At 68.6% G+C, this 25,192-nt stretch carries 21 protein-coding genes and 3 tRNA genes; 3 read left to right on the forward strand and 21 right to left on the reverse strand.

Annotation, left to right across the window (positions count from 1 at the left end; all coding sequences use genetic code 11):
- Positions 1 to 37: 37 nt before the first annotated feature.
- The 14 genes from fusA to ACZ434_RS06615 form a co-directional block, all read right to left on the reverse strand.
- Complete coding sequence (fusA, locus tag ACZ434_RS06550; protein ID WP_468452463.1) at positions 38 to 2,164, reverse strand: elongation factor G; 2,127 nt, start codon at positions 2,162 to 2,164, stop codon at positions 38 to 40.
- 39 nt (positions 2,165 to 2,203) lie between these two features.
- Positions 2,204 to 2,674 (reverse strand): 30S ribosomal protein S7, encoded by a 471-nt coding sequence (rpsG, locus tag ACZ434_RS06555; RefSeq protein WP_003998848.1) that lies wholly within the window; start codon positions 2,672 to 2,674, stop codon positions 2,204 to 2,206.
- A gap of 2 nt (positions 2,675 to 2,676) precedes the next feature.
- The gene (gene rpsL / locus ACZ434_RS06560; RefSeq protein WP_003948652.1) at positions 2,677 to 3,048 is read right to left on the reverse strand and encodes a 30S ribosomal protein S12; all 372 of its coding nucleotides are present in this window, start codon (positions 3,046 to 3,048) and stop codon (positions 2,677 to 2,679) included.
- A gap of 500 nt (positions 3,049 to 3,548) precedes the next feature.
- A complete protein-coding gene (locus ACZ434_RS06565; protein WP_468452466.1) occupies positions 3,549 to 4,076 on the reverse strand; it encodes a DUF1707 and DUF4190 domain-containing protein in 528 nt (175 codons plus the stop codon).
- A 190-nt stretch (positions 4,077 to 4,266) separates the two neighbouring features.
- Positions 4,267 to 8,166, reverse strand: coding sequence for a DNA-directed RNA polymerase subunit beta' (locus tag ACZ434_RS06570; protein ID WP_468452468.1), 3,900 nt, complete (start codon positions 8,164 to 8,166; stop codon positions 4,267 to 4,269).
- A 95-nt stretch (positions 8,167 to 8,261) separates the two neighbouring features.
- Positions 8,262 to 11,747, reverse strand: coding sequence for a DNA-directed RNA polymerase subunit beta (gene rpoB / locus ACZ434_RS06575; RefSeq protein WP_468452470.1), 3,486 nt, complete (start codon positions 11,745 to 11,747; stop codon positions 8,262 to 8,264).
- A 599-nt stretch (positions 11,748 to 12,346) separates the two neighbouring features.
- The gene (rplL, locus tag ACZ434_RS06580; protein WP_468452472.1) at positions 12,347 to 12,730 is read right to left on the reverse strand and encodes a 50S ribosomal protein L7/L12; all 384 of its coding nucleotides are present in this window, start codon (positions 12,728 to 12,730) and stop codon (positions 12,347 to 12,349) included.
- Positions 12,731 to 12,869: 139 nt separating this feature from the next.
- Entirely contained in the window at positions 12,870 to 13,400 is a 531-nt protein-coding gene (rplJ, locus tag ACZ434_RS06585) for a 50S ribosomal protein L10 (protein ID WP_468452474.1), read from the reverse strand.
- Between the two features lie 310 nt (positions 13,401 to 13,710).
- The gene (locus ACZ434_RS06590) at positions 13,711 to 14,646 is read right to left on the reverse strand and encodes an SCO4651 family lipoprotein (RefSeq protein WP_468452476.1); all 936 of its coding nucleotides are present in this window, start codon (positions 14,644 to 14,646) and stop codon (positions 13,711 to 13,713) included.
- Between the two features lie 164 nt (positions 14,647 to 14,810).
- Positions 14,811 to 15,536, reverse strand: coding sequence for a 50S ribosomal protein L1 (rplA, locus tag ACZ434_RS06595; protein ID WP_468452478.1), 726 nt, complete (start codon positions 15,534 to 15,536; stop codon positions 14,811 to 14,813).
- An 82-nt stretch (positions 15,537 to 15,618) separates the two neighbouring features.
- A complete protein-coding gene (gene rplK, locus ACZ434_RS06600; RefSeq protein WP_468452480.1) occupies positions 15,619 to 16,053 on the reverse strand; it encodes a 50S ribosomal protein L11 in 435 nt (144 codons plus the stop codon).
- Between the two features lie 177 nt (positions 16,054 to 16,230).
- Positions 16,231 to 17,073, reverse strand: a complete 843-nt coding sequence (nusG, locus tag ACZ434_RS06605; protein WP_468452482.1) for a transcription termination/antitermination protein NusG — start codon at positions 17,071 to 17,073, stop codon at positions 16,231 to 16,233.
- An 80-nt stretch (positions 17,074 to 17,153) separates the two neighbouring features.
- Entirely contained in the window at positions 17,154 to 17,441 is a 288-nt protein-coding gene (secE, locus tag ACZ434_RS06610; RefSeq protein WP_468452484.1) for a preprotein translocase subunit SecE, read from the reverse strand.
- A 109-nt stretch (positions 17,442 to 17,550) separates the two neighbouring features.
- A tRNA-Trp gene (locus ACZ434_RS06615) sits at positions 17,551 to 17,623 on the reverse strand.
- A gap of 283 nt (positions 17,624 to 17,906) precedes the next feature.
- On the opposite strand from ACZ434_RS06615, the gene ACZ434_RS06620 reads away from it, so the two are divergent.
- Positions 17,907 to 19,133 (forward strand): pyridoxal phosphate-dependent aminotransferase, encoded by a 1,227-nt coding sequence (locus tag ACZ434_RS06620; RefSeq protein ID WP_468452486.1) that lies wholly within the window; start codon positions 17,907 to 17,909, stop codon positions 19,131 to 19,133.
- A 122-nt stretch (positions 19,134 to 19,255) separates the two neighbouring features.
- Positions 19,256 to 20,311 (forward strand): adenosine deaminase, encoded by a 1,056-nt coding sequence (locus tag ACZ434_RS06625; protein WP_468452488.1) that lies wholly within the window; start codon positions 19,256 to 19,258, stop codon positions 20,309 to 20,311.
- Here ACZ434_RS06625 and ACZ434_RS06630 read toward each other — a convergent pair.
- From ACZ434_RS06630 to ACZ434_RS06660, 7 genes are all read right to left on the reverse strand, one after another.
- Entirely contained in the window at positions 20,295 to 20,963 is a 669-nt protein-coding gene (locus ACZ434_RS06630) for a hypothetical protein (RefSeq protein WP_468452490.1), read from the reverse strand. The two genes, ACZ434_RS06625 and ACZ434_RS06630, sit on opposite strands and share 17 nt — an antisense overlap.
- 64 nt (positions 20,964 to 21,027) lie before the next feature.
- Positions 21,028 to 22,083 carry a UDP-N-acetylmuramate dehydrogenase gene (locus ACZ434_RS06635; RefSeq protein WP_468452492.1) on the reverse strand — a complete coding sequence of 352 codons (1,056 nt, stop codon included), beginning with the start codon at positions 22,081 to 22,083 and terminating at the stop codon, positions 21,028 to 21,030.
- A gap of 64 nt (positions 22,084 to 22,147) precedes the next feature.
- Positions 22,148 to 22,576 carry a MaoC family dehydratase gene (locus ACZ434_RS06640; RefSeq protein WP_468452927.1) on the reverse strand — a complete coding sequence of 143 codons (429 nt, stop codon included), beginning with the start codon at positions 22,574 to 22,576 and terminating at the stop codon, positions 22,148 to 22,150.
- An 8-nt stretch (positions 22,577 to 22,584) separates the two neighbouring features.
- Positions 22,585 to 23,037, reverse strand: coding sequence for an FAS1-like dehydratase domain-containing protein (locus tag ACZ434_RS06645; RefSeq protein ID WP_468452494.1), 453 nt, complete (start codon positions 23,035 to 23,037; stop codon positions 22,585 to 22,587).
- A gap of 124 nt (positions 23,038 to 23,161) precedes the next feature.
- Positions 23,162 to 23,326: a 50S ribosomal protein L33 gene (gene rpmG, locus ACZ434_RS06650; protein ID WP_003948671.1), complete on the reverse strand. Its 165-nt coding sequence runs from the start codon at positions 23,324 to 23,326 to the stop codon at positions 23,162 to 23,164.
- Between the two features lie 88 nt (positions 23,327 to 23,414).
- Positions 23,415 to 23,487 (reverse strand) — tRNA-Met (locus tag ACZ434_RS06655).
- Positions 23,488 to 23,533: 46 nt separating this feature from the next.
- Positions 23,534 to 23,606 (reverse strand) — tRNA-Thr (locus tag ACZ434_RS06660).
- A gap of 203 nt (positions 23,607 to 23,809) precedes the next feature.
- Here ACZ434_RS06660 and ACZ434_RS06665 point away from each other — a divergent pair.
- A complete protein-coding gene (locus tag ACZ434_RS06665; RefSeq protein ID WP_468452496.1) occupies positions 23,810 to 25,108 on the forward strand; it encodes an amidohydrolase family protein in 1,299 nt (432 codons plus the stop codon).
- Positions 25,109 to 25,192: the final 84 nt, after the last annotated feature.

Here is a 25,192-nt window from a genome sequence, read left to right on the forward strand (position 1 = left end):
CTAAAGCGTGGACAGGGGGTCCGTTAAACGGAGTCCCTTACTCGCCCTTGGCCTTCGCGATGATCTCCTCGGCGACGTTCCGCGGAACCTCGGCGTAGGAGTCGAACTGCATGGAGTAGCTGGCGCGGCCGGACGTCTTGCTGCGCAGGTCGCCGACGTAGCCGAACATCTCCGAGAGGGGCACGAGACCCTTCACGACGCGGGCACCGGCCCGCTCCTCCATGGCCTGGATCTGGCCACGGCGGGAGTTGATGTCGCCGATGACCTCACCCATGTAGTCCTCGGGCGTGGTGACCTCGACGGCCATCATCGGCTCCAGGAGCACGGGCGAAGCCTTGCGCGCGGCCTCCTTGAAGGCCTGCGAACCGGCGATCTTGAACGCGAGCTCGGAGGAGTCGACCTCGTGGTAGCCACCGTCGATGAGCGTGACGCGGACGCCCGTCATCTCGTAGCCGGCCAGGATGCCGAACTGCATGGCCTCCTGCGCACCGGCGTCCACCGAAGGGATGTACTCCTTCGGGATGCGGCCACCGGTCACCTTGTTCACGAACTCGTACGAGGCGTCGCCGCCCTCGATCGGCTCGATCGCGATCTGCACCTTGGCGAACTGACCGGTACCACCGGTCTGCTTCTTGTGGGTGTAGTCCACGCGCTCGACGGCCTTGCGGATCGTCTCACGGTAGGCGACCTGCGGCTTGCCGACGTTGGCCTCGACCTTGAACTCACGGCGCATACGGTCGACCAGCACCTCGAGGTGCAGCTCGCCCATGCCGCCGATGATGGTCTGGCCGGTTTCCTCGTCCGAGTGGACCTGGAAGGACGGGTCCTCCTCGGCCAGGCGCTGGATCGCGACGCCGAGCTTCTCCTGGTCGCCCTTCGACTTGGGCTCGATGGCGACCTGGATGACCGGCGCCGGGAAGTCCATGGACTCCAGGATGACCGGGCTCTTGTCGTCGGACAGCGTCTCACCGGTGGTGGTCTGCTTCAGACCCATGACGGCGACGATGTCGCCGGCGCCCACCGACTCGATCTCCTCACGCTTGTTGGCGTGCATGCGGTAGATCTTGCCGATGCGCTCCTTCTTGCCCTTCACGGAGTTCAGCACCGCGGTGCCGGACTCCAGGCGGCCCGAGTAGACCCGGACGAAGGTGAGCTTGCCCAGGTGCGGGTCGCTCATGATCTTGAAGGCGAGCGCGGCGAGCGGCTCCTCCTCCGACGGCTTGCGCTTGACGACGACCTCGGGGTCCTTGACGTCGTGGCCCTCGATGGCCTCGACGTCGAGCGGGGTCGGCAGGTAGCGCACGACCGCGTCGAGCAGGGGCTGAACGCCCTTGTTCTTGAACGCGGTGCCGCAGAACACCGGGGTGACGGTGGTGGCGTCGGACTTGCCGGACGCGATGGTGATACGACGGATGGCCGCGTACAGCTGCTCCACGGAGGGCTCGGTGCCCTCCAGGTACAGCTCCATCAGCTCCTCGTCGTTCTCCGCGACGGCCTCGAGCAGCTTGCCGCGGTACTCCTCGGCAGCCTCGATGTGGGTGTCCGGGATGTCGACGGTGTCGTACATCTCGCCCTTGGTCGCCTCGGCGGACCAGACCAGGGCCTTCATCGTCACGAGGTCGACGACGCCCCTGAAGTCCGCCTCCGCGCCGATCGGCAGCTGCATGACCAGCGGCTGCGCGCCCAGGCGGTCGGAGATCATGTCGACGCAGCGGTGGAACTCGGCACCGGTGCGGTCGAGCTTGTTCACGAAGCAGATCCGCGGAACGCCGTAGCGGTCCGCCTGACGCCACACCGTCTCGGACTGCGGCTCGACACCGGCAACGCCGTCGAACACCGTCACGGCACCGTCGAGGACGCGCAGCGAGCGCTCCACCTCGACGGTGAAGTCGACGTGCCCCGGGGTGTCGATGATGTTGATCGTGTAGTCGTTGTTCTCGAGCGGCCAGTGACAGGTGGTCGCAGCGGAGGTGATGGTGATACCACGCTCCTGCTCCTGCTCCATCCAGTCCATGGTCGCGGAGCCCTCGTGCGTCTCACCGATCTTGTAGGAGACGCCGGTGTAGAACAGGATCCGCTCGGTGGTGGTCGTCTTGCCCGCGTCGATGTGGGCCATGATCCCGATGTTGCGGACCTTGGCCAGGTCAAGTGAAGTGGTAGCCATAAGGCTTCAGTCTTCTCTCGGTCTCGATGTGGGTAGCGACTACCAGCGGTAGTGCGCGAAGGCCTTGTTGGACTCGGCCATCTTGTGCGTGTCCTCGCGCTTCTTCACAGCGGCGCCGAGGCCGTTGCTGGCGTCGAGGAGCTCGTTGAGCAGACGCTCGGTCATGGTCTTCTCGCGACGGGCGCGGGAGTAACCGACCAGCCAGCGCAGCGCCAGGGTGTTGGCACGGCCGGGCTTGACCTCGACCGGCACCTGGTAGGTGGCGCCACCGACACGGCGGGACTTGACCTCGAGGGTCGGCTTGATGTTCTCGAGAGCGCGCTTCAGCGTGATGACCGGGTCGTTGCCGGTCTTCTCGCGCAGGCCCTCCATGGCGCCGTAGACGATGCGCTCGGCGGTGGAGCGCTTGCCGTTCAGCAGCACCTTGTTGATCAGGGAGGTCACCAGAGGAGAACCGTAGACCGGGTCGATGATGACCGGGCGCTTCGGGGCGGGGCCCTTACGAGGCATTCTTACTTCTCCTTCTTGGCGCCGTAACGGCTGCGAGCCTGCTTGCGGTTCTTGACACCCTGGGTGTCGAGCGAACCGCGGATGATCTTGTAACGAACACCCGGCAGGTCCTTCACACGGCCGCCGCGCACGAGCACGATGGAGTGCTCCTGCAGGTTGTGTCCCTCACCCGGGATGTAGGCCGTGACCTCGATGCCGCTGGTCAGACGCACACGCGCGACCTTACGCAGGGCCGAGTTCGGCTTCTTCGGGGTGGTCGTGAACACACGCGTGCAGACGCCACGGCGCTGGGGCGAACCCTCGAGTGCGGGCGTCTTGTTCTTCTCGACCTTGTCCTGCCGGCCCTTGCGGACCAGCTGCTGGATCGTAGGCACTACTTCTCCGGTTTCTGTGTGCCGATGGGTACAGCTAACCTGGAACGTCACCGACCCACGCGGTCGGGTGTGTCGAATCCTGCGGACTCCCACCGCGAGGCAGAAGAAGGCGCTGAATTGCGGTGGCCGTTGTCGGCCCCCAGTGCGGTGTGATGGCACGCACGAAGACCAGGGCACACCCCAGGCACAAGGTCTGAGCGTACCTACCTCACGGACTCCGGTCAAAACAAATGGAGGCCGGCCCGACACGCCGGACTTCTCCCGCTCTGCTCCCGGCGGGTTCCGTCGAGCGGCCGCGGAGGGCGCGCCACGGCGCACACGCCCCCGCCGCCCCTTCCCGTCCCGTCCCCGGGGGCTGTGCCCCCGGACCCCCCTTCGGCCCTTCGGGCCTCGTCCTCAAACGCCGGACGGGCTGGAATCAGCCTCTCCGGCGTTTGAGGAGCGGGGTCTGGGGCGGAGCCCCAGGACGGGACGGGAAGGGGCGGCGGGGGCGGAAAAAATCAGACCGCCGCGGCGAGCAGGACGGCGAAGCTGAGGAACAGGACCCACCCGGCCACGGACAGCCACCCGAGGACCAGGCCGGTCAGGACGAAGCCGTCGCCGCCCTCACCCGTGCGGCGTATCTCCGACTGCGCCATATGCCCGAGAATCACCGCCGGAAGACCCGTGAGCCCACCCGTCGCCACCGACAGGATCCCGCACACCATCGAGGCGATCGCCTTGCCGTTGGTTCGCGCCTGCGGCCGGGGCAGGAACGTCGCCGGCACCGGCCCCGACACCGCCGCCAACGGCTGAGGCATCGGCCCCTGCGGCAGATCGGCGACCAGCAGCGACAGCTCGGCCACGGTACGGGCGGAGTAGGCCCGGGCGACGCGCTTCTCGAACTCGGGGTGGTCCAGCCTGCCCTCGCCGTACCCGGCCCGCAGGACGTCCACCGCGCGCTCGCGGTCGGCGTGCGAGGCCAGCATCGACGGGGCACCGGGCGGCCCCTGCAAGGGATTGCCCTGCCACGGAGTCGGGTACGACACGGCTGCCTCCCGGAAGCTCCCCGATAAGCGTTTTCACCCACTTGAACGCACCGTACCGGGAGTTTGGTTCCACCGGCAGGCAAGGCACCGGTATCGGCCCCGGTATCGGCCCCGGTTCCGACCGCGTCCCGGCACGCCGAAGGGCGGCCACCCCGTACGGAGTGACCGCCCCTCGGATCAAGCGGCTCGCTTACTGGTTGTACGGACCGTAGTCGTAGTCCTCCAGCGGAACGGCCTGGCCGGAGCCCGTGCCGAACGGCGAGTAGTCGATGTCGTCGTAGCCGACGGCCGAGTACATCGCGGCCTTGGCCTCCTCGGTCGGCTCGACCCGGATGTTGCGGTAGCGGGACAGACCCGTACCGGCCGGGATGAGCTTACCGATGATGACGTTCTCCTTGAGGCCGATGAGGCTGTCGGACTTGGCGTTGATCGCCGCGTCCGTCAGGACCCTGGTCGTCTCCTGGAAGGAGGCGGCCGACAGCCAGGACTCCGTCGCCAGCGAGGCCTTGGTGATACCCATCAGCTGCGGACGACCGGAGGCCGGGTGACCGCCCTCCTGGACCACACGACGGTTCTCGGTCTCGAACTTCGAGCGCTCGACCAGCTCGCCGGGCAGCAGCTCGGCGTCGCCCGACTCGATGATCGTCACACGGCGCAGCATCTGCCGGATGATGATCTCGATGTGCTTGTCGTGGATCGACACGCCCTGCGAGTTGTAGACCTTCTGGACCTCGCCGACCAGGTGGACCTGGACGGCACGCTGGCCCAGGATGCGCAGCACGTCGTGGGGGTTGGTGGCACCCACGGTGAGCTGCTGGCCCACGTCGACGTGGTCGCCCTCGCCGACCAGGACCTTGGCGCGCTTCGAGATCGGGAACGCCGTCTCGTCGCTGCCGTCGTCCGGGGTGACGACGATCTTCTTGGTCTTCTCGGTCTCCTCGATCCGCACGCGGCCGGAGGCCTCGGAGATCGGGGCGACACCCTTCGGCGTACGGGCCTCGAAGAGCTCGACGACACGGGGCAGACCCTGGGTGATGTCGTCACCGGCCACACCACCGGTGTGGAAGGTACGCATCGTCAGCTGGGTACCGGGCTCACCGATGGACTGGGCGGCGATGATGCCGACCGCCTCACCGATGTCGACCAGCTTGCCGGTGGCCAGCGAACGGCCGTAGCACATCGCGCAGGTGCCGACGGCGGACTCGCAGGTCAGGACCGAGCGGGTCTTGACCTCCTCGACGCCGCGGGAGACGAGCTCCTCGATGAGGACGTCGCCCAGGTCGGTGCCGGCCGGGGCCAGCACCTGGCCGTCGACCACGATGTCCTCGGCGAGGCAGCGCGCGTACACGGACGTCTCGACATCGCCCTCCTTGCGGAGCACGCCCGTCTCGTCCCGGCTCGCGATCTTGAGGCGCAGACCGCGGTCGGTGCCGCAGTCCTCCTCGCGGATGATGACGTCCTGGGAGACGTCGACCAGACGACGGGTGAGGTAACCCGAGTCGGCGGTACGCAGAGCGGTGTCCGCCAGACCCTTACGGGCACCGTGCGTGGAGATGAAGTACTCCAGCACGGACAGGCCCTCACGGAACGACGCCTTGATCGGACGCGGGATCGTCTCGTTCTTCGCGTTCGACACCAGACCACGCATACCGGCGATCTGACGCATCTGCATCATGTTGCCTCGTGCGCCCGAGTTCACCATCATGAAGATCGGGTTGGTCTTCGGGAAGTTGTCGTTCATCGCCTCGGCGACCTCGTTGGTCGCCTTGGTCCAGATCGCGATGAGTTCCTGCGTGCGCTCGTCCTTGGTGATCAGACCGCGCTCGTACTGCTTCTGGACCTTCTCGTCCTGCGCCTCGTAGCCGCGGACGATCTCCTTCTTCGCCTCGGGAACGACGACGTCGGAGATGGCGACGGTGACGCCGGAGCGGGTGGCCCAGTAGAAGCCGGACGCCTTCAGGTTGTCGAGCGTCGCCGCCACGATGACCTTCGGGTAGCGCTCGGCGAGGTCGTTGACGATCTCCGAGAGCTGCTTCTTGCCGACCTCGTAGTCGACGAACGGGTAGTCCTCGGGCAGCAGCTCGTTGAAGAGCGCGCGGCCCAGGGTGGTGTTCAGCCGGAAGCTGTCACCCTGCTGCCACTCCGGCTCGCCCTCCTCGCGCGCCGGCGGGGTCCAGCCGCGCGGCGGGATGGTGCCGACCGGGAAGCGGACGTCGATCCTCGACTGGAGCGACAGCTCGCCCGCGTCGAAGGCCATGATCGCCTCGGCGACCGAGGAGAAGGAACGCTCCTCGCCCTTGAGGTCGCGCATCTCGCCGTCGGTGGTGAGGAAGAACAGACCGAGGACCATGTCCTGGGTCGGCATCGTCACCGGGCGGCCGTCGGCCGGCTTGAGGATGTTGTTCGAGGACAGCATCAGGATGCGGGCCTCGGCCTGCGCCTCCGCGGACAGCGGCAGGTGCACGGCCATCTGGTCACCGTCGAAGTCCGCGTTGAACGCGGTGCAGACGAGCGGGTGGATCTGGATGGCCTTGCCCTCGACCAGCTGCGGCTCGAAGGCCTGGATGCCGAGGCGGTGCAGCGTGGGCGCACGGTTCAGCAGCACCGGGTGCTCGGCGATGACCTCTTCGAGGACGTCGTACACCACGGTGCGGCCGCGCTCGACCATGCGCTTGGCCGACTTGATGTTCTGCGCGTGGTTCAGGTCGACCAGGCGCTTCATCACGAACGGCTTGAACAGCTCCAGCGCCATCGCCTTCGGCAGACCGCACTGGTGCAGCTTGAGCTGCGGGCCGACGACGATCACGGAACGCGCCGAGTAGTCGACTCGCTTGCCGAGCAGGTTCTGACGGAAGCGGCCCTGCTTGCCCTTGAGCATGTCGGACAGCGACTTCAGCGGACGGTTGCCGGGGCCCGTCACCGGGCGGCCGCGGCGGCCGTTGTCGAAGAGCGCGTCGACGGCCTCCTGGAGCATGCGCTTCTCGTTGTTCACGATGATCTCGGGCGCGCCGAGGTCGAGCAGCCGCTTCAGGCGGTTGTTGCGGTTGATGACGCGGCGGTACAGGTCGTTCAGGTCGGAGGTCGCGAAGCGGCCACCGTCCAGCTGCACCATCGGACGCAGGTCCGGCGGGATGACCGGCACGCAGTCGAGCACCATGCCCTTGGGGCTGTTGGACGTCTGCAGGAACGCGGAGACGACCTTCAGGCGCTTGAGCGCACGGGTCTTCTTCTGGCCCTTGCCGGTGCGGATGATCTCGCGGAGCTTCTCGGCCTCCTCGTCGAGGTCGAAGGACTCCAGGCGCTTCTGCAGCGCCGCGGCACCCATCGAGCCGTCGAAGTACGTGCCGAAGCGGTCGCGCAGCTCGCGGTAGAGCAGCTCGTCGCCCTCGAGGTCCTGGACCTTGAGGTTCTTGAACCGGCTCCACACCTCGTCGAGGCGGTCGATCTCGCGCTGCGCGCGGTCGCGCAGCTGCTTCATCTCACGCTCGGCGCCCTCGCGCACCTTGCGGCGCACGTCGGCCTTGGCACCCTCGGCCTCGAGCTCGGCGAGGTCCGTCTCGAGCTTCTTGGCGCGGGCCTCGAGGTCGGCGTCGCGGCGGTTCTCGATCTGCTGGCGCTCGACGGAGACGTGGGCCTCCAGCGAGGGCAGGTCGCGGGTGCGGCGCTCCTCGTCGACGTACGTGATCATGTACGCCGCGAAGTAGATGACCTTCTCCAGGTCCTTCGGGGCGAGGTCGAGCAGGTAGCCGAGGCGCGACGGGACGCCCTTGAAGTACCAGATGTGCGTGACGGGAGCGGCCAGCTCGATGTGGCCCATCCGCTCACGGCGCACCTTCGCGCGGGTGACCTCGACGCCACAGCGCTCACAGATGATGCCCTTGAAGCGGACGCGCTTGTACTTGCCGCAGTAGCACTCCCAGTCCCGGGTCGGACCGAAGATCTTCTCGCAGAAGAGTCCGTCCTTTTCGGGCTTGAGGGTGCGGTAGTTGATGGTCTCGGGCTTCTTGACCTCGCCGTGGCTCCACTGACGGATGTCGTCAGCGGTGGCCAGGCCGATCCGGAGCTCGTCGAAGAAGTTGACGTCGAGCACTATGCGTCAATCCCTCTCAGGGTCGTAAGTCTTGGGGTCTGAAACGGGGGTCCTGGGGCGGGCGGCCCGGGGTTCACCGGGCCGCCCCACTCCCGTCAGACCTCTTCGACGCTGCTCGGCTCGCGCCGGGACAGGTCGATGCCGAGCTCCTCCGCAGCGCGGAAGACGTCCTCGTCGGTGTCGCGCATCTCGATGGACATACCGTCGCTGGACAGCACCTCCACGTTCAGGCACAGGGACTGCATCTCCTTGATGAGCACCTTGAAGGACTCGGGGATGCCGGGCTCGGGGATGTTCTCGCCCTTGACGATGGCCTCGTAGACCTTCACGCGGCCGGTGACGTCGTCGGACTTGATGGTCAGCAGCTCCTGGAGCGCGTAGGCGGCGCCGTACGCCTCGAGTGCCCACACCTCCATCTCGCCGAACCGCTGGCCACCGAACTGAGCCTTACCGCCCAGCGGCTGCTGGGTGATCATGCTGTACGGGCCGGTCGAACGGGCGTGCAGCTTGTCGTCGACCAGGTGGTGCAGCTTCAGGATGTACATGTAGCCGACCGAGATCGGGTCCGGGAACGGCTCACCCGAGCGGCCGTCGAACAGCCGCGCCTTGCCGGACGGGAGCACCATGCGCTCGCCGTCGCGGTTGGGGATGGTGTGCTGGAGCAGACCGGCCAGCTCGTCCTCGCGCGCACCGTCGAAGACCGGGGTGGCGACGTTGGTGCCGGGCTCGACCTTGTCGGCGCCGATGGCCTGGAGCCGCTCGGCCCACTCCTCCGCGAGGCCGGAGACGTCCCAGCCGCGGCTGGCGAGCCAGCCGAGGTGGATCTCCAGGACCTGTCCCGGGTTCATTCGGGACGGCACACCCAGCGGGTTGAGGATGATGTCGACCGGGGTCCCGTCCTCGAGGAACGGCATGTCCTCGATGGGCAGGATCTTGGAGATGACGCCCTTGTTGCCGTGACGGCCGGCGAGCTTGTCACCGTCGGTGATCTTGCGCTTCTGCGCGACGTAGACGCGCACCAGCTGGTTGACACCGGGGGGAAGCTCGTCGCCCTCCTCGCGGTCGAAGACGCGCACGCCGATGACCTTGCCGGTCTCGCCGTGCGGCACCTTCAGCGAGGTGTCACGGACCTCACGGGCCTTCTCACCGAAGATCGCGCGGAGCAGACGCTCCTCGGGGGTCAGCTCGGTCTCACCCTTGGGCGTGACCTTGCCGACGAGGATGTCGCCGGCGATGACCTCGGCGCCGATGCGGATGATGCCGCGCTCGTCGAGGTCGGCGAGGACCTCCTCGGAGACGTTCGGAATGTCCCGGGTGATCTCCTCGGGGCCGAGCTTGGTGTCACGGGCGTCGACCTCGTGCTCCTCGATGTGGATCGAGGAGAGGACGTCGTCCTGCACGAGGCGCTGCGACAGGATGATCGCGTCCTCGTAGTTGTGACCCTCCCACGGCATGAAGGCGACCAGCAGGTTCTTGCCGAGCGCCATCTCGCCGTTCTGGGTGGCCGGACCGTCGGCGAGGACCTGGCCCTCGATGATCCGGTCGCCCTCGACGACGATGACCTTCTGGTTGACCGAGGTGCCCTGGTTGGACCGGGAGAACTTGGCGAGGCGGTACGTGATGTACGTGCCGTCGTCGTTGGCGGTGGTGATGTAGTCCGCGGAGACCTCCTGGACCACACCCGCCTTCTCGGCCTTGACCACGTCGCCGGCGTCGACGGCGGAGCGGTACTCCATGCCGGTGCCGACGAGCGGGGCCTCGCTCTTGATGAGCGGCACGGCCTGGCGCATCATGTTCGCGCCCATGAGGGCACGGTTGGCGTCGTCGTGCTCGAGGAACGGGATCATGGCGGTCGCGACCGACACCATCTGGCGCGGCGAGACGTCCATGTAGTCGACCTCGTCGCCGGGGACGTAGTCGACCTCGCCGCCGCGGCGGCGGACCAGGATGCGGTTCTCGACGAAGCGCATGTCGTCGCCGAGCGGCGCGTTGGCCTGCGCGATGACGAAGCGGTCCTCCTCGTCGGCGGTCAGGTAGTCCACCTCGTCGGTGACCTGGCCGTCGGCGACCTTGCGGTACGGCGTCTCGATGAAGCCGAACGGGTTGATCCGCCCGTAGGAGGCGAGCGAGCCGATCAGACCGATGTTCGGGCCTTCGGGCGTCTCGATCGGGCACATGCGGCCGTAGTGCGAGGGGTGCACGTCACGGACCTCGAAGCCGGCCCGCTCACGGGAGAGACCACCCGGGCCGAGGGCGTTGAGACGACGCTTGTGCGTCAGGCCCGACAGCGGGTTGTTCTGGTCCATGAACTGGGACAGCTGGCTGGTGCCGAAGAACTCCTTGATGGAGGCGACGACCGGCCGGATGTTGATCAGGGTCTGCGGCGTGATCGCCTCGACGTCCTGGGTGGTCATGCGCTCGCGCACGACGCGCTCCATACGGGCGAGACCCGTACGGACCTGGTTCTGGATGAGCTCGCCGACGTTGCGGATGCGGCGGTTGCCGAAGTGGTCGATGTCGTCGGTCTCGACGATGATCGAGCGCCCGGACTCGCCGACCGTCTCGGTCTCACCGGCGTGCAGCTTCACCAGGTACTTGATGGTGGCGATGACGTCGTCGGTGGTGAGCACGCCGGCGTCCAGCGGCTCGTCCCCGCCGAGCTTCTTGTTGACCTTGTAGCGGCCGACCTTGGCGAGGTCGTAGCGCTTGGGGTTGAAGTAGAGGTTCTCCAGGAGCGTCTGCGCGGCCTCACGCGTGGGGGGCTCGCCCGGACGCAGCTTGCGGTAGATGTCGAGCAGCGCGTCGTCCTGGCCCTGGGTGTGGTCCTTCTCCAGGGTGGCGCGCATGGACTCGTACTCGCCGAACTCCTCGAGGATCTGCTCGGTGGTCCAGCCGAGCGCCTTCAGGAGGACGGTGACGGACTGCTTGCGCTTGCGGTCGATGCGGACACCGACCATGTCGCGCTTGTCGATCTCCATCTCCAGCCAGGCACCCCGGGACGGGATGATCTTGGCGGAGAAGATGTCCTTGTCGGAGGTCTTGTCGATGGAGGAGTCGAAGTAGACACCGGGCGAGCGGACCAGCTGGGACACCACGACACGCTCGGTGCCGTTGATGACGAAGGTGCCCTTGTTCGTCATGAGCGGGAAGTCGCCCATGAAGACGGTCTGGGACTTGATCTCGCCGGTCTCGTTGTTGGTGAACTCGGCGGTGACGAAGAGCGGGGCGGCGTACGTGAAGTCGCGCTCCTTGCACTCGTCGATGGAGTTCTTCGGCGGCTCGAAGCGGTGGTCGCGGAAGGTCAGGGACATCGACCCGGAGAAGTCCTCGATCGGCGAGATCTCCTCGAAGATCTCCTCCAGACCGGACTTGGTGGGGACGTCCTGCCCGTTCTCGAGAGCCTCCTCGACCCGACTCTGCCAGGCGGTGTTGCCGAGCAGCCAGTCGAAGCTCTCGGTCTGCAGCGCGAGCAGGTTGGGAACCTCGAGAGGCTCCTTGATCTTTGCAAAGGAGATGCGCAGCGGGGCGGTGCTGGCACCGTTGTTCGTATTCGCGGTCGAGGCGTTGCGCGAGGCGGCCAAGAGGGGGTCCTTCCGAGGGCTCGGACTCACTACGCGCGTACCGGCCCCCCACTGTGCACAGAGTCCAGAGCCCGCTGATTCGGCCGAAAGGCCAGGTCAGAGATCATCTGGTCGTCGATGCTCGAGCGAGGGCATGCCCCTGGTGACGGGCAGGGGACAGCTAACAGGCAGCGCAAAGGGTCAGTGTAGCCATTTGGCACACTGATGTCCAGTGCGGTGTACGAGACCGGGTGGAGGCCCTCGTTGTTCTCAACTCCTGCGACAAGGCGCTGCCCTCAACGCACCGTGATACTGCCCTCTTTGCCGTCGATCCATGCCTCGGATTCGGATCCTTGTGACGACGCGTCCTGAGAATTGCGCGCTGCGTGCGGTTCGTCAAGGCCCCCCTGGCCCGGACCGTCCGCCACGAGGCGATTCTTCGCGGCCCCTGGAGGCACAACGAAGATCACCATACCCCCCGCCGTCCCGGGGGCAAGGCAGCCGCCTCCGGACCCCCCGTACGCCGAAGAGCGACCACCCGGATGGATGATCGCTCCTCAGCGCTTGAGCGTTACACGTCCCGTGGGACGCGCTGCGGATCCTGCCGGATCCGCGAGGTCTTACTTGACCTCGACGGAGGCGCCGGCGCCCTTGAGGGACTCGGCGGCCTTGTCGGCCTGCTCCTTGTTGACCTTCTCCAGGACCGGCTTCGGGGTGCCGTCGACGAGGTCCTTGGCCTCCTTCAGACCCAGGGAGGTCAGCTCACGCACGACCTTGATGACCTGGATCTTCTTGTCGCCGGCGCCGGTGAGGATGACGTCGAACTCGTCCTTCTCCTCGGCGGTCTCGGCCGGGGCGGCCGGGCCGGCCGGGCCGGCAACGGCGACGGCCGCGGCGGCGGTGACGTCGAACTTCTCCTCGAAGGCCTTCACGAACTCGGAGAGCTCGATGAGGGTCATCTCCTCGAACTGGGCGAGCAGGTCTTCCTGGCTGAGCTTCGCCATGATGGCGGTCCTTCCACTAATTCGGCGGATGCCGGATGTACGGGGGTGAGGCGGGCGGCTGCCTTACGGCATTACTGCGTAGACGTCGGGCCCGCTGCGACCCCGCCGCTGGGCGGCCGGGGTCAGAAAGCGAGCCGAGTTACTCGGCACCGCCCTGCTCGTCCTGCTTGGCACGGAGCGCGTCCACGGTGCGGACGAGCTTCGAGGGGAGCGCCTGGAAGAGCTGAGCAGCCTGGGACTGCTTGCCCTTGAACGCGCCCGCCAGCTTGGAGAGCAGCACCTCACGGGACTCGAGGTCCGCGAGCTTCTTGATCTCGTCGGCGGACATCGCCTTGCCGTCAAGGACACCGCCCTTGATGACGAGATTCGGGTTCTCCTTGGCGAAGTCACGGAGACCCTTCGCCGACTCCACCGGGTCACCGGTGACGAAGGCGACCGCCGTCGGGCCAGCGAAGAGCTGGTCGTCCAGCGTGATCCCGGCCTCGTTGGCCGCAATCTTGGTCAGCGTGTTCTTCACCACGGCGTACTGGGCGTTCTCACCGAGCGAACGACGCAGCGTCTTGAGCTGCGCCACGGTGAGACCGCGGTACTCGGTCAGCACGGCGGCGTTGGAGCTGCGGAACTTGTCCGTCAGCTCGGCAACCGCGGCAGCCTTGTCGGGCCTCGCCATAGAGCCTCGGCCTCCTTCCGGGTGATTCGGACCGCGCGGACCCGAAGGAGGACTGGGGAAAACGAAACGCCCCGGGCGCAGGCGCACGGGGCGTAGCTCAACCGGTCGTTCGCGTCCTTGCGGCAGCGAGCTCCGGGAACTCTTCCACTGACACCTGCGCGGGTCGTCCGCAGTTCAGCGGATCCTTCGGCCACCGTGAGCTCCGACGAGCACACGGCAACGACCAGCGGTCTTTGGCTTCCGTGGAAGAGTACGCGAACGGATCGGCGTCAAGCAAATCGGCCGATCGGGGACACCGGCGGCCGGCCGTCTAGGCGCCGGCGCCCAGGTCCTCCAGGCCCTGCAGCATCTCCATGAAGTCGAGCGTCTCCGCGGCCGGCGGCGCCTCGACCTCCGCGGCAGCGCCGTAGTCGGAGTAGTGGGCCGTCATCTTCGTCGTGCCCTCGGGCGACTGTATGCCGATGATCATCTTGGCCGGGAAGTTGTCCTCGTTGACCCAGACCTCGGTGTCGTACCCCTTCAGGCCCGTCTTCTTCATGTTGGCGACGAGCTTCTCGCGCTCCTCGGGGGTGAACATCTCGTCGAGCGCCTTGTTGGCGCCCAGCATCTCCTCGATGCTCAGCGTGCCCTTGTAGTGCTGCGTCTGGACCCCGTCGACCTTCTCCGGACCCACGTGCTTCAGGTTCTTCGACTCGAGCAGCATGGCCAGCTGCTGCGCCGGGTTCTGGTTCAGGTTCTCCATGCCGGCGGTCATCTGCTTCCGGGCCTCGGGGTCACCCGAGGCGTCGGCGATGGCGCCGAAGTCCAGCTTCATCCAGCGCATGCCGTCCATGTCGGCGGCCGACTCGGCGCCCATGTCCGCGTACATGACCCCGTCGAGCATGATCACGCGCGACTCCTCGGGGCCGTCCGGTCCGCCCGCCGGGAACGAGGAGCCCTTCATGGTGACGTCCATGACGGCCGGGTCCCAGCCCTGGACGCCGGACATCTCCATGGTCCCGCCGTCCGCCAGGCCGGCCGGCGTCTCCACCGTCATGCGCACCTTGGAGGACTTGGCCTCCGTGGTGTTCTTGAAGGCGGCCTGGAGGACCTTCGTCATCTCGTTCTGCGTCTGGACCCCGGACTGCGCCGAGTCGGCGGCCTTCTTCTTGCCGCCCTCGTCGCCGCCGCCGCATCCCGCGACGCCCCCGATGACGGCCGCGGCCGTCAGACAGACACCCGCGCGCTTCCATGCGGACATGGCCATTGCGTCCCACCCCTGATTGTTCGCTGTGCTACGTCTGTGAATTCAGCAGAACGGTAACCCACCCGGCTGACACTGTCGTACGGAAAAGCCCGCCCCCACGCCTCGGGAGGCGTGGGGGCGGGCTTCACACGGAGTGCAGGGGCCGGTCAGCCGGCCCACCCGGCTCAGACGGCGGCCGGGTCCTCCTCGACGAGGAGGTTGCGGGTGCGGTTCGGGTCGAGCGGAATGCCGGGGCCCATCGTGGTGGTGATGGCGGCCTTCTTGATGTACCGGCCCTTGGCGGCGGACGGCTTCAGACGGAGGATCTCCTCCAGCGCCGCGCCGTAGTTCTCCACCAGCTTGCTGTCGTCGAACGACGTCTTGCCGATGATGAAGTGCAGGTTCGAGTGCTTGTCGACACGGAACTCGATCTTGCCGCCCTTGATGTCGTTGACAGCCTTGGCGACGTCCGGGGTCACGGTGCCGGTCTTGGGGTTCGGCATGAGACCACGGGGACCGAGCACGCGGCCGAGGCGGCCGACCTTGCCCATGAGGTCCGGGGTGGCGACGACGGCGTCGAAGTCCAGACGGCCCTTCGACACCTCGTCGATCAGTTCGTCGGCGCCGACGATGTCGGCGCCCGCGGCACGCGCGGCCTCGGCACGGTCACCGGTCGCGAAGACCAGGACCCGGGCGGTCTTGCCGGTGCCGTGCGGGAGGTTCACGGTGCCACGGACCATCTGGTCGGCCTTGCGCGGGTCGACACCCAGGCGGAAGGCGACCTCGACGGTGCCGTCGAACTTGGTCGTGGAGGTCTCCTTGGCGAGACGGACGGCCTCGAGCGGGGCGTACAGCTTCTCCCGGTCGATCTTGGCGTCCGCAGCGCGGAGAGACTTGCTGCGCTTGCTCACTAAAAGCTCCTGTGGAATCTGAGGAGTCGTGGTCCGGGCCGAGCCGGCCCTTCCACTACTGCTTGGCTTACGGGGGTGGAGGTCAGCCCTCGACCGTGACGCCCATGGAACGGGCGGTGCCGGCGATGATCTTCTCCGCCTGGTCCAGGTCGTTGGCGTTGAGGTCGGGCATCTTGGTCGTGGCGATCTCACGGACCTGGTCACGCGTGATCTTCGCGACCTTGGTCTTGTGCGGCTCGCCGGAGCCCTTCTCCACGCCCGCGGCCTTGAGGATCATCTTGGCGGCCGGCGGGGTCTTGGTGACGAAGGTGAAGGAACGGTCCTCGTAGACCGTGATCTCCACCGGGATGACCCAGCCGCGCTGCGACTCGGTCGCGGCGTTGTAGGCCTTGCAGAACTCCATGATGTTGACGCCGTGCTGGCCCAGCGCGGGACCGACCGGCGGGGCCGGGTTGGCGGCACCGGCCTGGATCTGGAGCTTGATGAGCCCCGTGACCTTCTTCTTCTTGGGAGGCATGGCTCTCCGGGTCCTTTCGATTCGGGTCCTGCCCACGTCATGGGGACAACCCGGACGCAGGCATACCGCACAACGATAACGGGTATAGATGCGCGGCCAAAAACCGAGCAGGTCAGACAAGTGCGCGAGCGCTCGCCTGACCTGCGCGGAAGCTGTGTACCAGCGGTGCCAGAAGGGTTAGTTCTTCTGGATCTGGTCGAAGGAGAGCTCGACCGGCGTCTCCCGGCCGAAGATCTCCACCAGGCCCTTGACCTTCTTGGAGTCGGGGTTGATCTCGTTGATGGTCGCCTGGAGCGTGGCGAACGGACCGTCGGTGACGGTGACCGAGTCGCCGACCTCGAAGTCCAGCACCTGGACCTCGACCTTGCGCTGCGGAGCCGGCTTGCCCTCGGCCTCGGCGGCCTCGCGGGCGGCCTTCTCCTCGGCCTCCGGGGCGAGCATCTTGACGATCTCGTCCAGGGTCAGCGGGTACGGGTCGTAGGCGTTGCCCACGAAGCCGGTGACACCGGGGGTGTTGCGGACGACGCCCCAGGACTCGTTCGTCAGGTCCATGCGGACCAGGACGTAGCCCGGGAGCTTGTTCTGCTTGATCGTCTTGCGGTCGCCGTTCTTGATCTGGACGACCTCTTCCTGCGGCACCTCGGCCTGGAAGATGTAGTCCTCGACGTTCAGCGAGACGGCGCGCTGCTCCAGGTTGGTCTTCACCCGGTTCTCGTAGCCCGCGTAGGTGTGGATGACGTACCACTCGCCGGGCAGGGTCCGCAGTTCCTCGCGGAGCTTCTCGACCGGGTCGCGGTCGTCCTCCGGCTCCTCGGCCTCCTCGGCGGCTTCCGCGGCCTCGTCGGCCTCGGGGGTCTCGTCCGCCTCGGGAGTCTCGTCCGCGGTGGTGCCGGCAGCCTCGGCCGCGGGGGCCTCGGTGTCCTCGACGTCCGCGCCCTCGACGGCGGCGAGCGCGTCCTCGGCGGACTCGGCCCCTTCGCCGTAAGGCTCGACGGCGTCGTTCACGTTCGGGTCAGACACGGTGGCTGCTTCTTCCTGGATACATAGGGGTGGAACATGCGAAAGGAGCGCCGGGTACCTCGGCGCTCTTCGCTCGGGGATCAGCCGAAGACGTACTTGGCGGCGTTGCTGAGGCCATAGTCGAACAGGGTGATCAGGCCGATCATCAGGACGACGAAGATGATCACTGCGGTCGTGTACGACGTCAGCTGGTTACGGGTCGGCCAGACGACCTTGCGGAGCTCCGCGACGATCTGCCGGTAGAAGAGCGCGAGGCGCTTCAGCGGACCCTTCTTGGCCCGCTTGCCGCCCTTGCGGGTCTTCTTCCTGGAGTCCGGAGCCTCGTCCTCGGCATCAGGCATGTCGATGGAGCCCACGGCGTCCGTCACTCGTCCTCACCTGATTCCGGGTCGTGGCCGTGCCGCGCCCGGTCCGAGCCCGCACGGCGGTGCATTGCTGTACGTACATGCGCACACATCCTGGCGATGGTGTGTGTAGCAGGGCCGGAGGGACTTGAACCCCCAACCGCTGGTTTTGGAGACCAGTGCTCTACCAATTGAGCTACGACCCTTTGTGTGTCCCCCAACGTACCGCATCCGCCGGATGCTTGGTGTGCACCGGCCGGGCGCGGGCCGCTGAAGGCCAACGAGGTGAGAGTGTACGTGTTCCTGGGCCGGGCGTCGAACAGAAAGTGCCCGTGGGGGGCCGTCCCGGCCGGGGAGCGGCACCGGACGCCCCTGACCGCGCGGCCTCCCGCGCGGTGCGTCCGCACTGGTGTTCAGTGGTTTGCCCGGTGATGTTCAGTCCGTGAAACCCCCGTGCCCGGCGGGTTTCGGGTCTGGAACGATGGGCCCATGAGCGCTGCAACCCCTCCCACCGAGCGCCGGGTCTCCGCCCGAGTCGGCGCGATCTCCGAGTCCGCCACCCTCGCCGTGGACGCCAAGGCCAAGGCCCTCAAGGCCGCCGGGCGACCGGTGATCGGCTTCGGCGCCGGTGAGCCCGACTTCCCGACGCCGGACTACATCGTCGAGGCCGCGATCGAGGCCTGCAAGAACCCGAAGTACCACCGCTACACGCCGGCCGGCGGTCTGCCGGAGCTGAAGTCCGCGATCGCCGCCAAGACGCTGCGCGACTCCGGCTACGAGGTGGACCCGTCCCAGATCCTCGTCACCAACGGCGGCAAGCAGGCCATCTACGAGGCCTTCGCCGCGATCCTCGACCCGGGCGACGAGGTCATCGTCCCGGCGCCGTACTGGACGACGTACCCGGAGTCGATCCGGCTGGCCGGCGGTGTCCCGGTCGAGGTGGTCGCCGACGAGACCACCGGCTACCGCGTGAGCGTGGAGCAGCTGGAGGCGGCCCGCACGGAGAAGACGAAGGTCGTCCTGTTCGTCTCCCCGTCGAACCCGACCGGCGCGGTCTACAGCGAGGCCGAGACCGAGGCGATCGGCAAGTGGGCCGTGGAGCACGGTCTGTGGGTGCTGACGGACGAGATCTACGAGCACCTGGTGTACGGCGACGCGGTGTCCGTGTCCCTGCCCGCGCTGCTCCCGGAGCTGCGCGACAAGTGCATCGTGGTCAACGGTGTGGCGAAGACGTACGCGATGACGGGCTGGCGGGTCGGCTGGGTCATCGGCCCGAAGGACGTGGTGAAGGCCGCGACCAACCTCCAGTCGCACGCCACGTCGAACGTCTCCAACGTCGCCCAGGCCGCCGCCGTCGCCGCCGTCTCCGGCGACCTGGACGCGGTCGCGGCGATGCGCGAGGCCTTCGACCGCCGGCGCAGGACCATCGTGCGGATGCTCAACGAGATCGACGGCGTGGTCTGCCCCGAGCCCGAGGGCGCGTTCTACGTCTACCCCTCGGTGAAGGCGCTGATCGGCAAGGAGATCCGGGGCAGGCGCCCGCAGAACTCGGTCGAGCTGGCCGCCCTCGTCCTGGAGGAGGCCGAGGTCGCGGTGGTACCCGGTGAGGCGTTCGGCACGCCGGGTTACGTGCGGCTGTCGTACGCGCTGGGCGACGAGGATCTCGTCGAGGGCGTGAGCCGCATCCAGAAGCTGCTCGCGGAGGCGCGGGACTGACCTCGCGTTTCGTCCCAGGGGCGTCCGGTTTCCTCCCGGGCGCCCCTGTTCGTTTGTGCGAGCAAGACCACGAAAGGGGAAAACGCTACCGGGACGGACGGGGCGTGCGGCAACATCCAGGGATGGAGCGTGTACGTGATGTCTCTGAGCTGCCGAAAGCCCATCTCCACCTGCACTTCACCGGGTCCATGCGACCCGCCACCCTGCTGGAGCTGGCCGACAAGTACGGGGTGCGCCTGCCGGAGGCGCTGACCGACGCGCTGACCGGCGGGGAGCCGCCGAGACTGCGGGCCACGGACGAGCGGGGCTGGTTCCGCTTCCAGCGGCTGTACGACGCCGCGCGCTCGTGCCTGCGCGAGCCGGAGGACATCCAGCGGCTGGTGCGGGAGGCGGCGGAGGAGGACGTGCGGGACGGCTCCGGCTGGCTGGAGATCCAGGTCGACCCGACGTCGTACGCGCCCCGGCTGGGCGGGCTGATCCCGACGCTGGAGATCATCCTGGACGCGGTGGACGCGGCGAGGCGGGACACCGGGATCGGGATGCGGGTGCTGGTGGCCGCCAACCGGATGAAGCACCCGCTGGACGCGCGCACGCTGGCCCGGCTGGCGGTGCGGTACGCGGAGCGGGGCGTGGTCGGGTTCGGGCTCTCCAACGACGAGCGGCGCGGGATGGCGCGCGACTTCGACCGCGCGTTCGCGATCGCCCGGGACGGCGGGCTGCTGTCCGCCCCGCACGGCGGCGAGCTGGCGGGGCCCTCGTCGGTGCGGGACTGCCTGGACGACCTGGGGGCGCACCGCATCGGTCACGGCGTGCGGGCGGCGGACGACCCGCGGCTGATGCAGCGGCTGGCGGACCGCCAGGTGACCTGCGAGGTGTGCCCGGCGTCCAACGTGGCGCTGGGGGTCTACGAGAAGCCCGAGGACGTACCGCTGCGGACCCTGTTCGAGGCGGGGGTGCCGCTGGCACTGGGCGCGGACGATCCGCTGCTGTTCGGCTCCCGGCTGGCGGCGCAGTACGAGATCGCGCGGCTCCACCACGGCTTCACGGACGCGGAGCTCGCCGAGGTGGCCCGCCAGTCGGTACGGGGCTCGGCGGCCCCGGAGGACGTGAAGGCGAAGCTGCTGTCGGGCGTGGACGACTGGCTCACGGCCCCGCCCTCGGTCACCCCGGCCGCTTGAAGTGGGCGTAGGGCGGATACGGCTTGAAGCAGACCAGGATCTCGTGCGGGTGTCCGCCACCGGGCCGCTGCGCGAGGCTCCCGAGGCCGGTCATGAAGGCCGCCCGGCCCTTGGTCACGCCCTTCTGCCGCGGCCCCCATCCCGCCGCGTAGGCGCAGGACATGGCCGCCTCGGCGAACGTGTCCCGGTTGCCGAAGAGGAAGAACGTGCGGGCGTGGAGGGCGTGCCGCAGTTCGTCCCGGCGGTCCGCGCGTCCCGCGCGACGGCGCCACGCGGCCGCGTCGCGGTCCGTGCGCGCCTCGTCGGTACGGACGGTCAGGGGCGTGCCCGGACCGAGCGAGCGGCGCAGTTCCGGCCACTTGCTGGGCCGCAGCCCGTAGGAGTGGTGGGCCAGGACGAGGTCCACCAGGTCTCCGGTGCCCTCGTCCGGCGGCACGCCGTCCCGCAGCGGCACGTGGACGATCGTGTGCCGTGAGTAGGCGGCGAAGGAGAACAGGCCGGCGAGCCGGTTCAGTCCGTCGTGGTCGCCGAGGAGCAGACCGATGGGCTCGGGGGCGCGCAGCGAGGTGTGGCGCAGGGGGTGCCGGGGCTGGACGACGCGGTGCTCGCGCGGGCCCGTGCGGGGACGGAAACCGCGCAGTCTCAGGTGCATGCGGTCGGCCTCACGGGCCCAGGATCGCGGGCGCGTGTGCCGGGTGGCAACGGGGATTCCGCCGCTACAGGCTGACGCCGACCGTCACCGGCTCGTTGACCAGGGTGATGCCGAAGGCCTCCCGCACCCCGTCGACGACCTCGCGGGCGAGCGCCAGCAGGTCCTCGGTGGTCGCCTCCCCGCGGTTGGTGAGGGCGAGGGTGTGCTTGGTGGAGATGCGGGCGGGGCCGTGGCCGTAGCCCTTGGTGAAGCCCGCCTTGTCGATCAGCCAGGCCGCGGAGGTCTTGGTGTGTCCCTCGCCCGCGGGGTACGCGGGGGCCTCGGCGTCTTCACCGAGCCGCTCCCGCACGCGCGTACGGAAGGCGGCGAACGCCTCGTCGTCGAGGATCGGGTTGGTGAAGAAGGAGCCGGCCGACCAGGTGTCGTGGTCCTCGGGGTCCAGGACCATTCCCTTGCCGGCGCGCAGCGCCAGCACCGTCTCGCGGGCCGTGGCCAGCGGTACCCGCTCGCCCGGCGCGACACCGAGGGCGCGGGCCGTCTCGGCGTATCTGAGAGGACCGGACAGACCGCCGGCGTCCTCCAGGGCGAACCGCACGCGCAGGACGACGTAGCGCTCGGGGTCGGACTTGAAGCGGCTGTGGCGGTACGAGAAGGCGCACTCCTCGTTGCTCAGGGTGACGGTCTCGCGGGCCCGGCGGTCGTAGGCGACGACCTCGGTGATGGTGGCGGAGACCTCCTGGCCGTACGCCCCGACGTTCTGGATCGGGGTGGCGCCCGCCGAGCCGGGGATGCCGGCCAGGCATTCGACACCGGCGAGGCCCGCCTCCACGGTGCGGGCGACGGCGTCGGTCCACACCTCGCCGGCCGCCAGCTCCAGGCCGGTGCCGTCCAGGGTGAAGCCCCGGGTGGCGATGACGAGGGCGGTGCCGTCGAAGCCCTTGTCGCCGATGACCAGGTTGGAGCCGCCGCCGATGATCAGCAGCGGCGTACCGCTGTCGTCGGCGTCGCGGACGACGGCGATCACCTCGTCGTCGGTGGTCGCGGTGACCAGCCGGGTCGCGGGGCCGCCCAGCCGGAAGGTGGTCAGCGGGGCGAGGGGGGCGTCGTGGAGTTCCTGCACGGGCTCAAGACTACGAGACGGCACCGACAGCCCCCGCTCCCCGTTGCGGCTCAGCCGTTGCGGCTCAGCCGAGCCGGACGACGGCCCGCGACATGCCGAGGACCTTCTGCCCGGCGCTGGTCGCGGTGAGGTCCACGCGGACCGTGCGGTCGTCGAGTTTGGCGGCGACCTTGCCGCTGACCTCGACGGTGGCGCCCCGGTCGTCATTGGGGACGACGACCGGACGGGTGAAGCGGACGCCGTACTCGACGACGGCTCCCGGGTCGCCCACCCAGTCGGTCACCACGCGGATCGCCTCGGCCATGGTGAACATGCCGTGCGCGATGACGTCGGGCAGGCCGACGTCCTTGGCGAACTTCTCGTTCCAGTGGATGGGGTTGAAGTCGCCGGAGGCGCCCGCGTACTGGACGAGGGTGGCGCGGGTCACGGTGAACGTCTGTGCGGGCAGCTCGGTGCCGACCTCGACGTCGGCGTAGGAGATCTTCGCCGTCATGGTGTTGTTCACGCCTCCTCGGCCGCGCGGGCCACCAGCTTGGTCCAGGCGGTCACGACGTGCTCGCCGTCCTGGTCGTGCACCTCGCCGCGGATGTCCAGCAGGTCGTTGCCGGCCATGGACCTGATCGTCTCGATGGTCGAGGTCACGGTGAGCCGGTCACCGGCGCGCACCGGCCGGTTGTAGGCGAACTTCTGGTCGCCGTGCACGACCCGGCTGTAGTCGAGGCCGAGCTGCGGGTCGGCGACGACCTGGCCGGCGGCCTTGAAGGTGATGGAGAACACGAAGGTCGGCGGGGCGATCACATCGGGGTGGCCGAGTGCCTTGGCGGCCTCCGCGTCCGTGTACGCCGGGTTGGCGTCCCCCACTGCCTCGGCGAACTCACGGATCTTCTCCCGGCCCACCTCGTAGGGCTCGGTGGGCGGGTAGCTCCGCCCCACGAAGGACTGGTCGAGCGCCATGCGCGCGGCACCTCCTGTGTCTGCCTGTCTCTGGACCATGCTTGCCCGCGATGGTCGGGCCGGGTGGAGAAACGACACGAGGCCGCCCCCCGAGTGGGGGGACGGCCTCGTGTACGAGCCTGTTTTATCGCGTTTCGCGGTGCGCGGTGTGCGCATTGCAACGCGGGCAGTGCTTCTTCATCTCAAGACGGTCCGGGTTGTTACGCCGGTTCTTCTTGGTGATGTAGTTCCGCTCCTTGCACTCCACGCAGGCCAGCGTGATCTTCGGGCGGACGTCGGTGGCAGCCACGTGAGTGCTCCTTGACGAACGGATTGACTGTATTAACGCAAGAAGAGTAGCCGATCGAAGGACCGACCCCGCAATCGGCTACTGTCTGTAGCGGTGACCGGACTTGAACCGGTGACACAGCGATTATGAGCCGCTTGCTCTACCGACTGAGCTACACCGCTTTGATGCGATCGGGCCCCGCCTCGCGACGGGAACCTCACACACCAGAGCCCCAAAACGGAATCGAACCGTTGACCTTCTCCTTACCATGGAGACGCTCTGCCGACTGAGCTATTGGGGCGAGCGAGGAAGACATTACACGGTCCGCCGCCGTTCGCCCAAATCCGTTTCGTGCCCCCTGTCCCCTCATGAGGGACCACGCCGGTACGACTATTGAGCTCCTCCCGGCAAGCGGAGGGAGGCCGTCCTAGGCTCGTCTCACTCTGCGTGATCTTGCCCCCCTGTGATCGCGCCCTCGCGCGCGGCCGGAGCCCCAGGAGCGTGATGCCCGACAGCCAGCCGCAGCCACCGCCCGACCCGTGGCCGTCACCCCCGGGTTCGTGTCCGGCCGACCCGGCCCCGCTGCTGCTGTGCGGCGCCCGGCTCACCGACGGCCGGACCGTGGACGTACGGCTGGGCGGCGGACGCATCGAGGCGGTCGGTACGGCGGGCAGCCTGGCGGCGGACGGCACACGCGCGTGCGGCAGCCGGATCGACCTCGGCGGCTATCTGCTGCTGCCGGCCCCCGCCGAACCCCACGCCCACGCGGACACCGCCCTGTCCGCCGACACCGGCGGGCCCGTCTCGTACGACCCCGGGGACGTCCGGCGCCGGGCGACGGAGGCGGCGCTGCTGCAGCTCGGGCACGGTGCGACGGCGCTGCGGGCCCATGTGCGGGTGGGCGACCTGGCCGGACTGGGCGCGCTGACCGCCGTACTGGAGGCGGGCCGTTCGCTGCGCGGGCTGGCCGAGCTGACGGCCGTGGCGATGCCGCGGGTGCTGACCGGGGTGGCCGGGGCGGAAGGGCTCGCGGTGCTGCGCGACGCGCTGAAGACGGGGGCGGGTGTGGTGGGCGGCTGCCCGGACCTCGACCCCGATCCCACCGGCTACGTGGAAGCGGTCCTGGAGGTCGCCTCCGAGCACGGCTGCCCCGTCGACCTGCACACGGACGCCGCCGATCCCGCCCGGCTGGCCCGTTTCGCGGCCATGGCGGGCGGTCTGCGGCCGGGGGTCGCCTTCGGACCGTGCGGCGGTCTCGCGGCGCTGCCGGCCGAACTCGCCGCCCGGACCGCGGACCGGCTCGCGGCGGCCGGGGTGACGGTCGTGTGCCTGCCCCAGGGCGGCTGCGGCGCCGTGGACACCCACTCCGCGGCTCCGGTACGGCTGCTGCGCTCGGCGGGAGTGCGGGTGGCCGCGGGGAGCGGCGCCCTGCGGGACGTGTCGAACCCGGTGGGCCGCGGCGACCCGCTGGAGGCGGCCTACCTGCTGGCCTCGTGCCAGGGACTGTCCGCCGAGGACGCCTACGCCACGGTGAGCACGTCCGCGCGGGCGGCCCTGGGACTGCCCGAGGTACGCGTGGAGGCCGGCTTCCCGGCCGACCTGCTGGCGGTCCGCGGAGAGGGACTCCCGGGCGCGCTGTCGCTGGCGTACAGCCGGATCGTCATCCACGGGGGCCGGGTGGTGGCACGCACGAGCGCGGTGCGGGAGTACTGCGATTCGGTGGGCACGGTCGCCCCGGGACTGCCCCGGCAGGGGCAGAGGCGGGGGGAGGGGCAGGGGCACGGGCCGCCGGAGCCCGCGTAGGGCGGGACGGTCCCGCGCGGACGCCCTCCGGCGCGTCGCGGGAGTCGCGCGGCGGATGCGGGTGCCCCGGCGTACGGTCGGAGG

It is taken from the genome of Streptomyces sp. NPDC030893 (assembly GCF_055571535.1).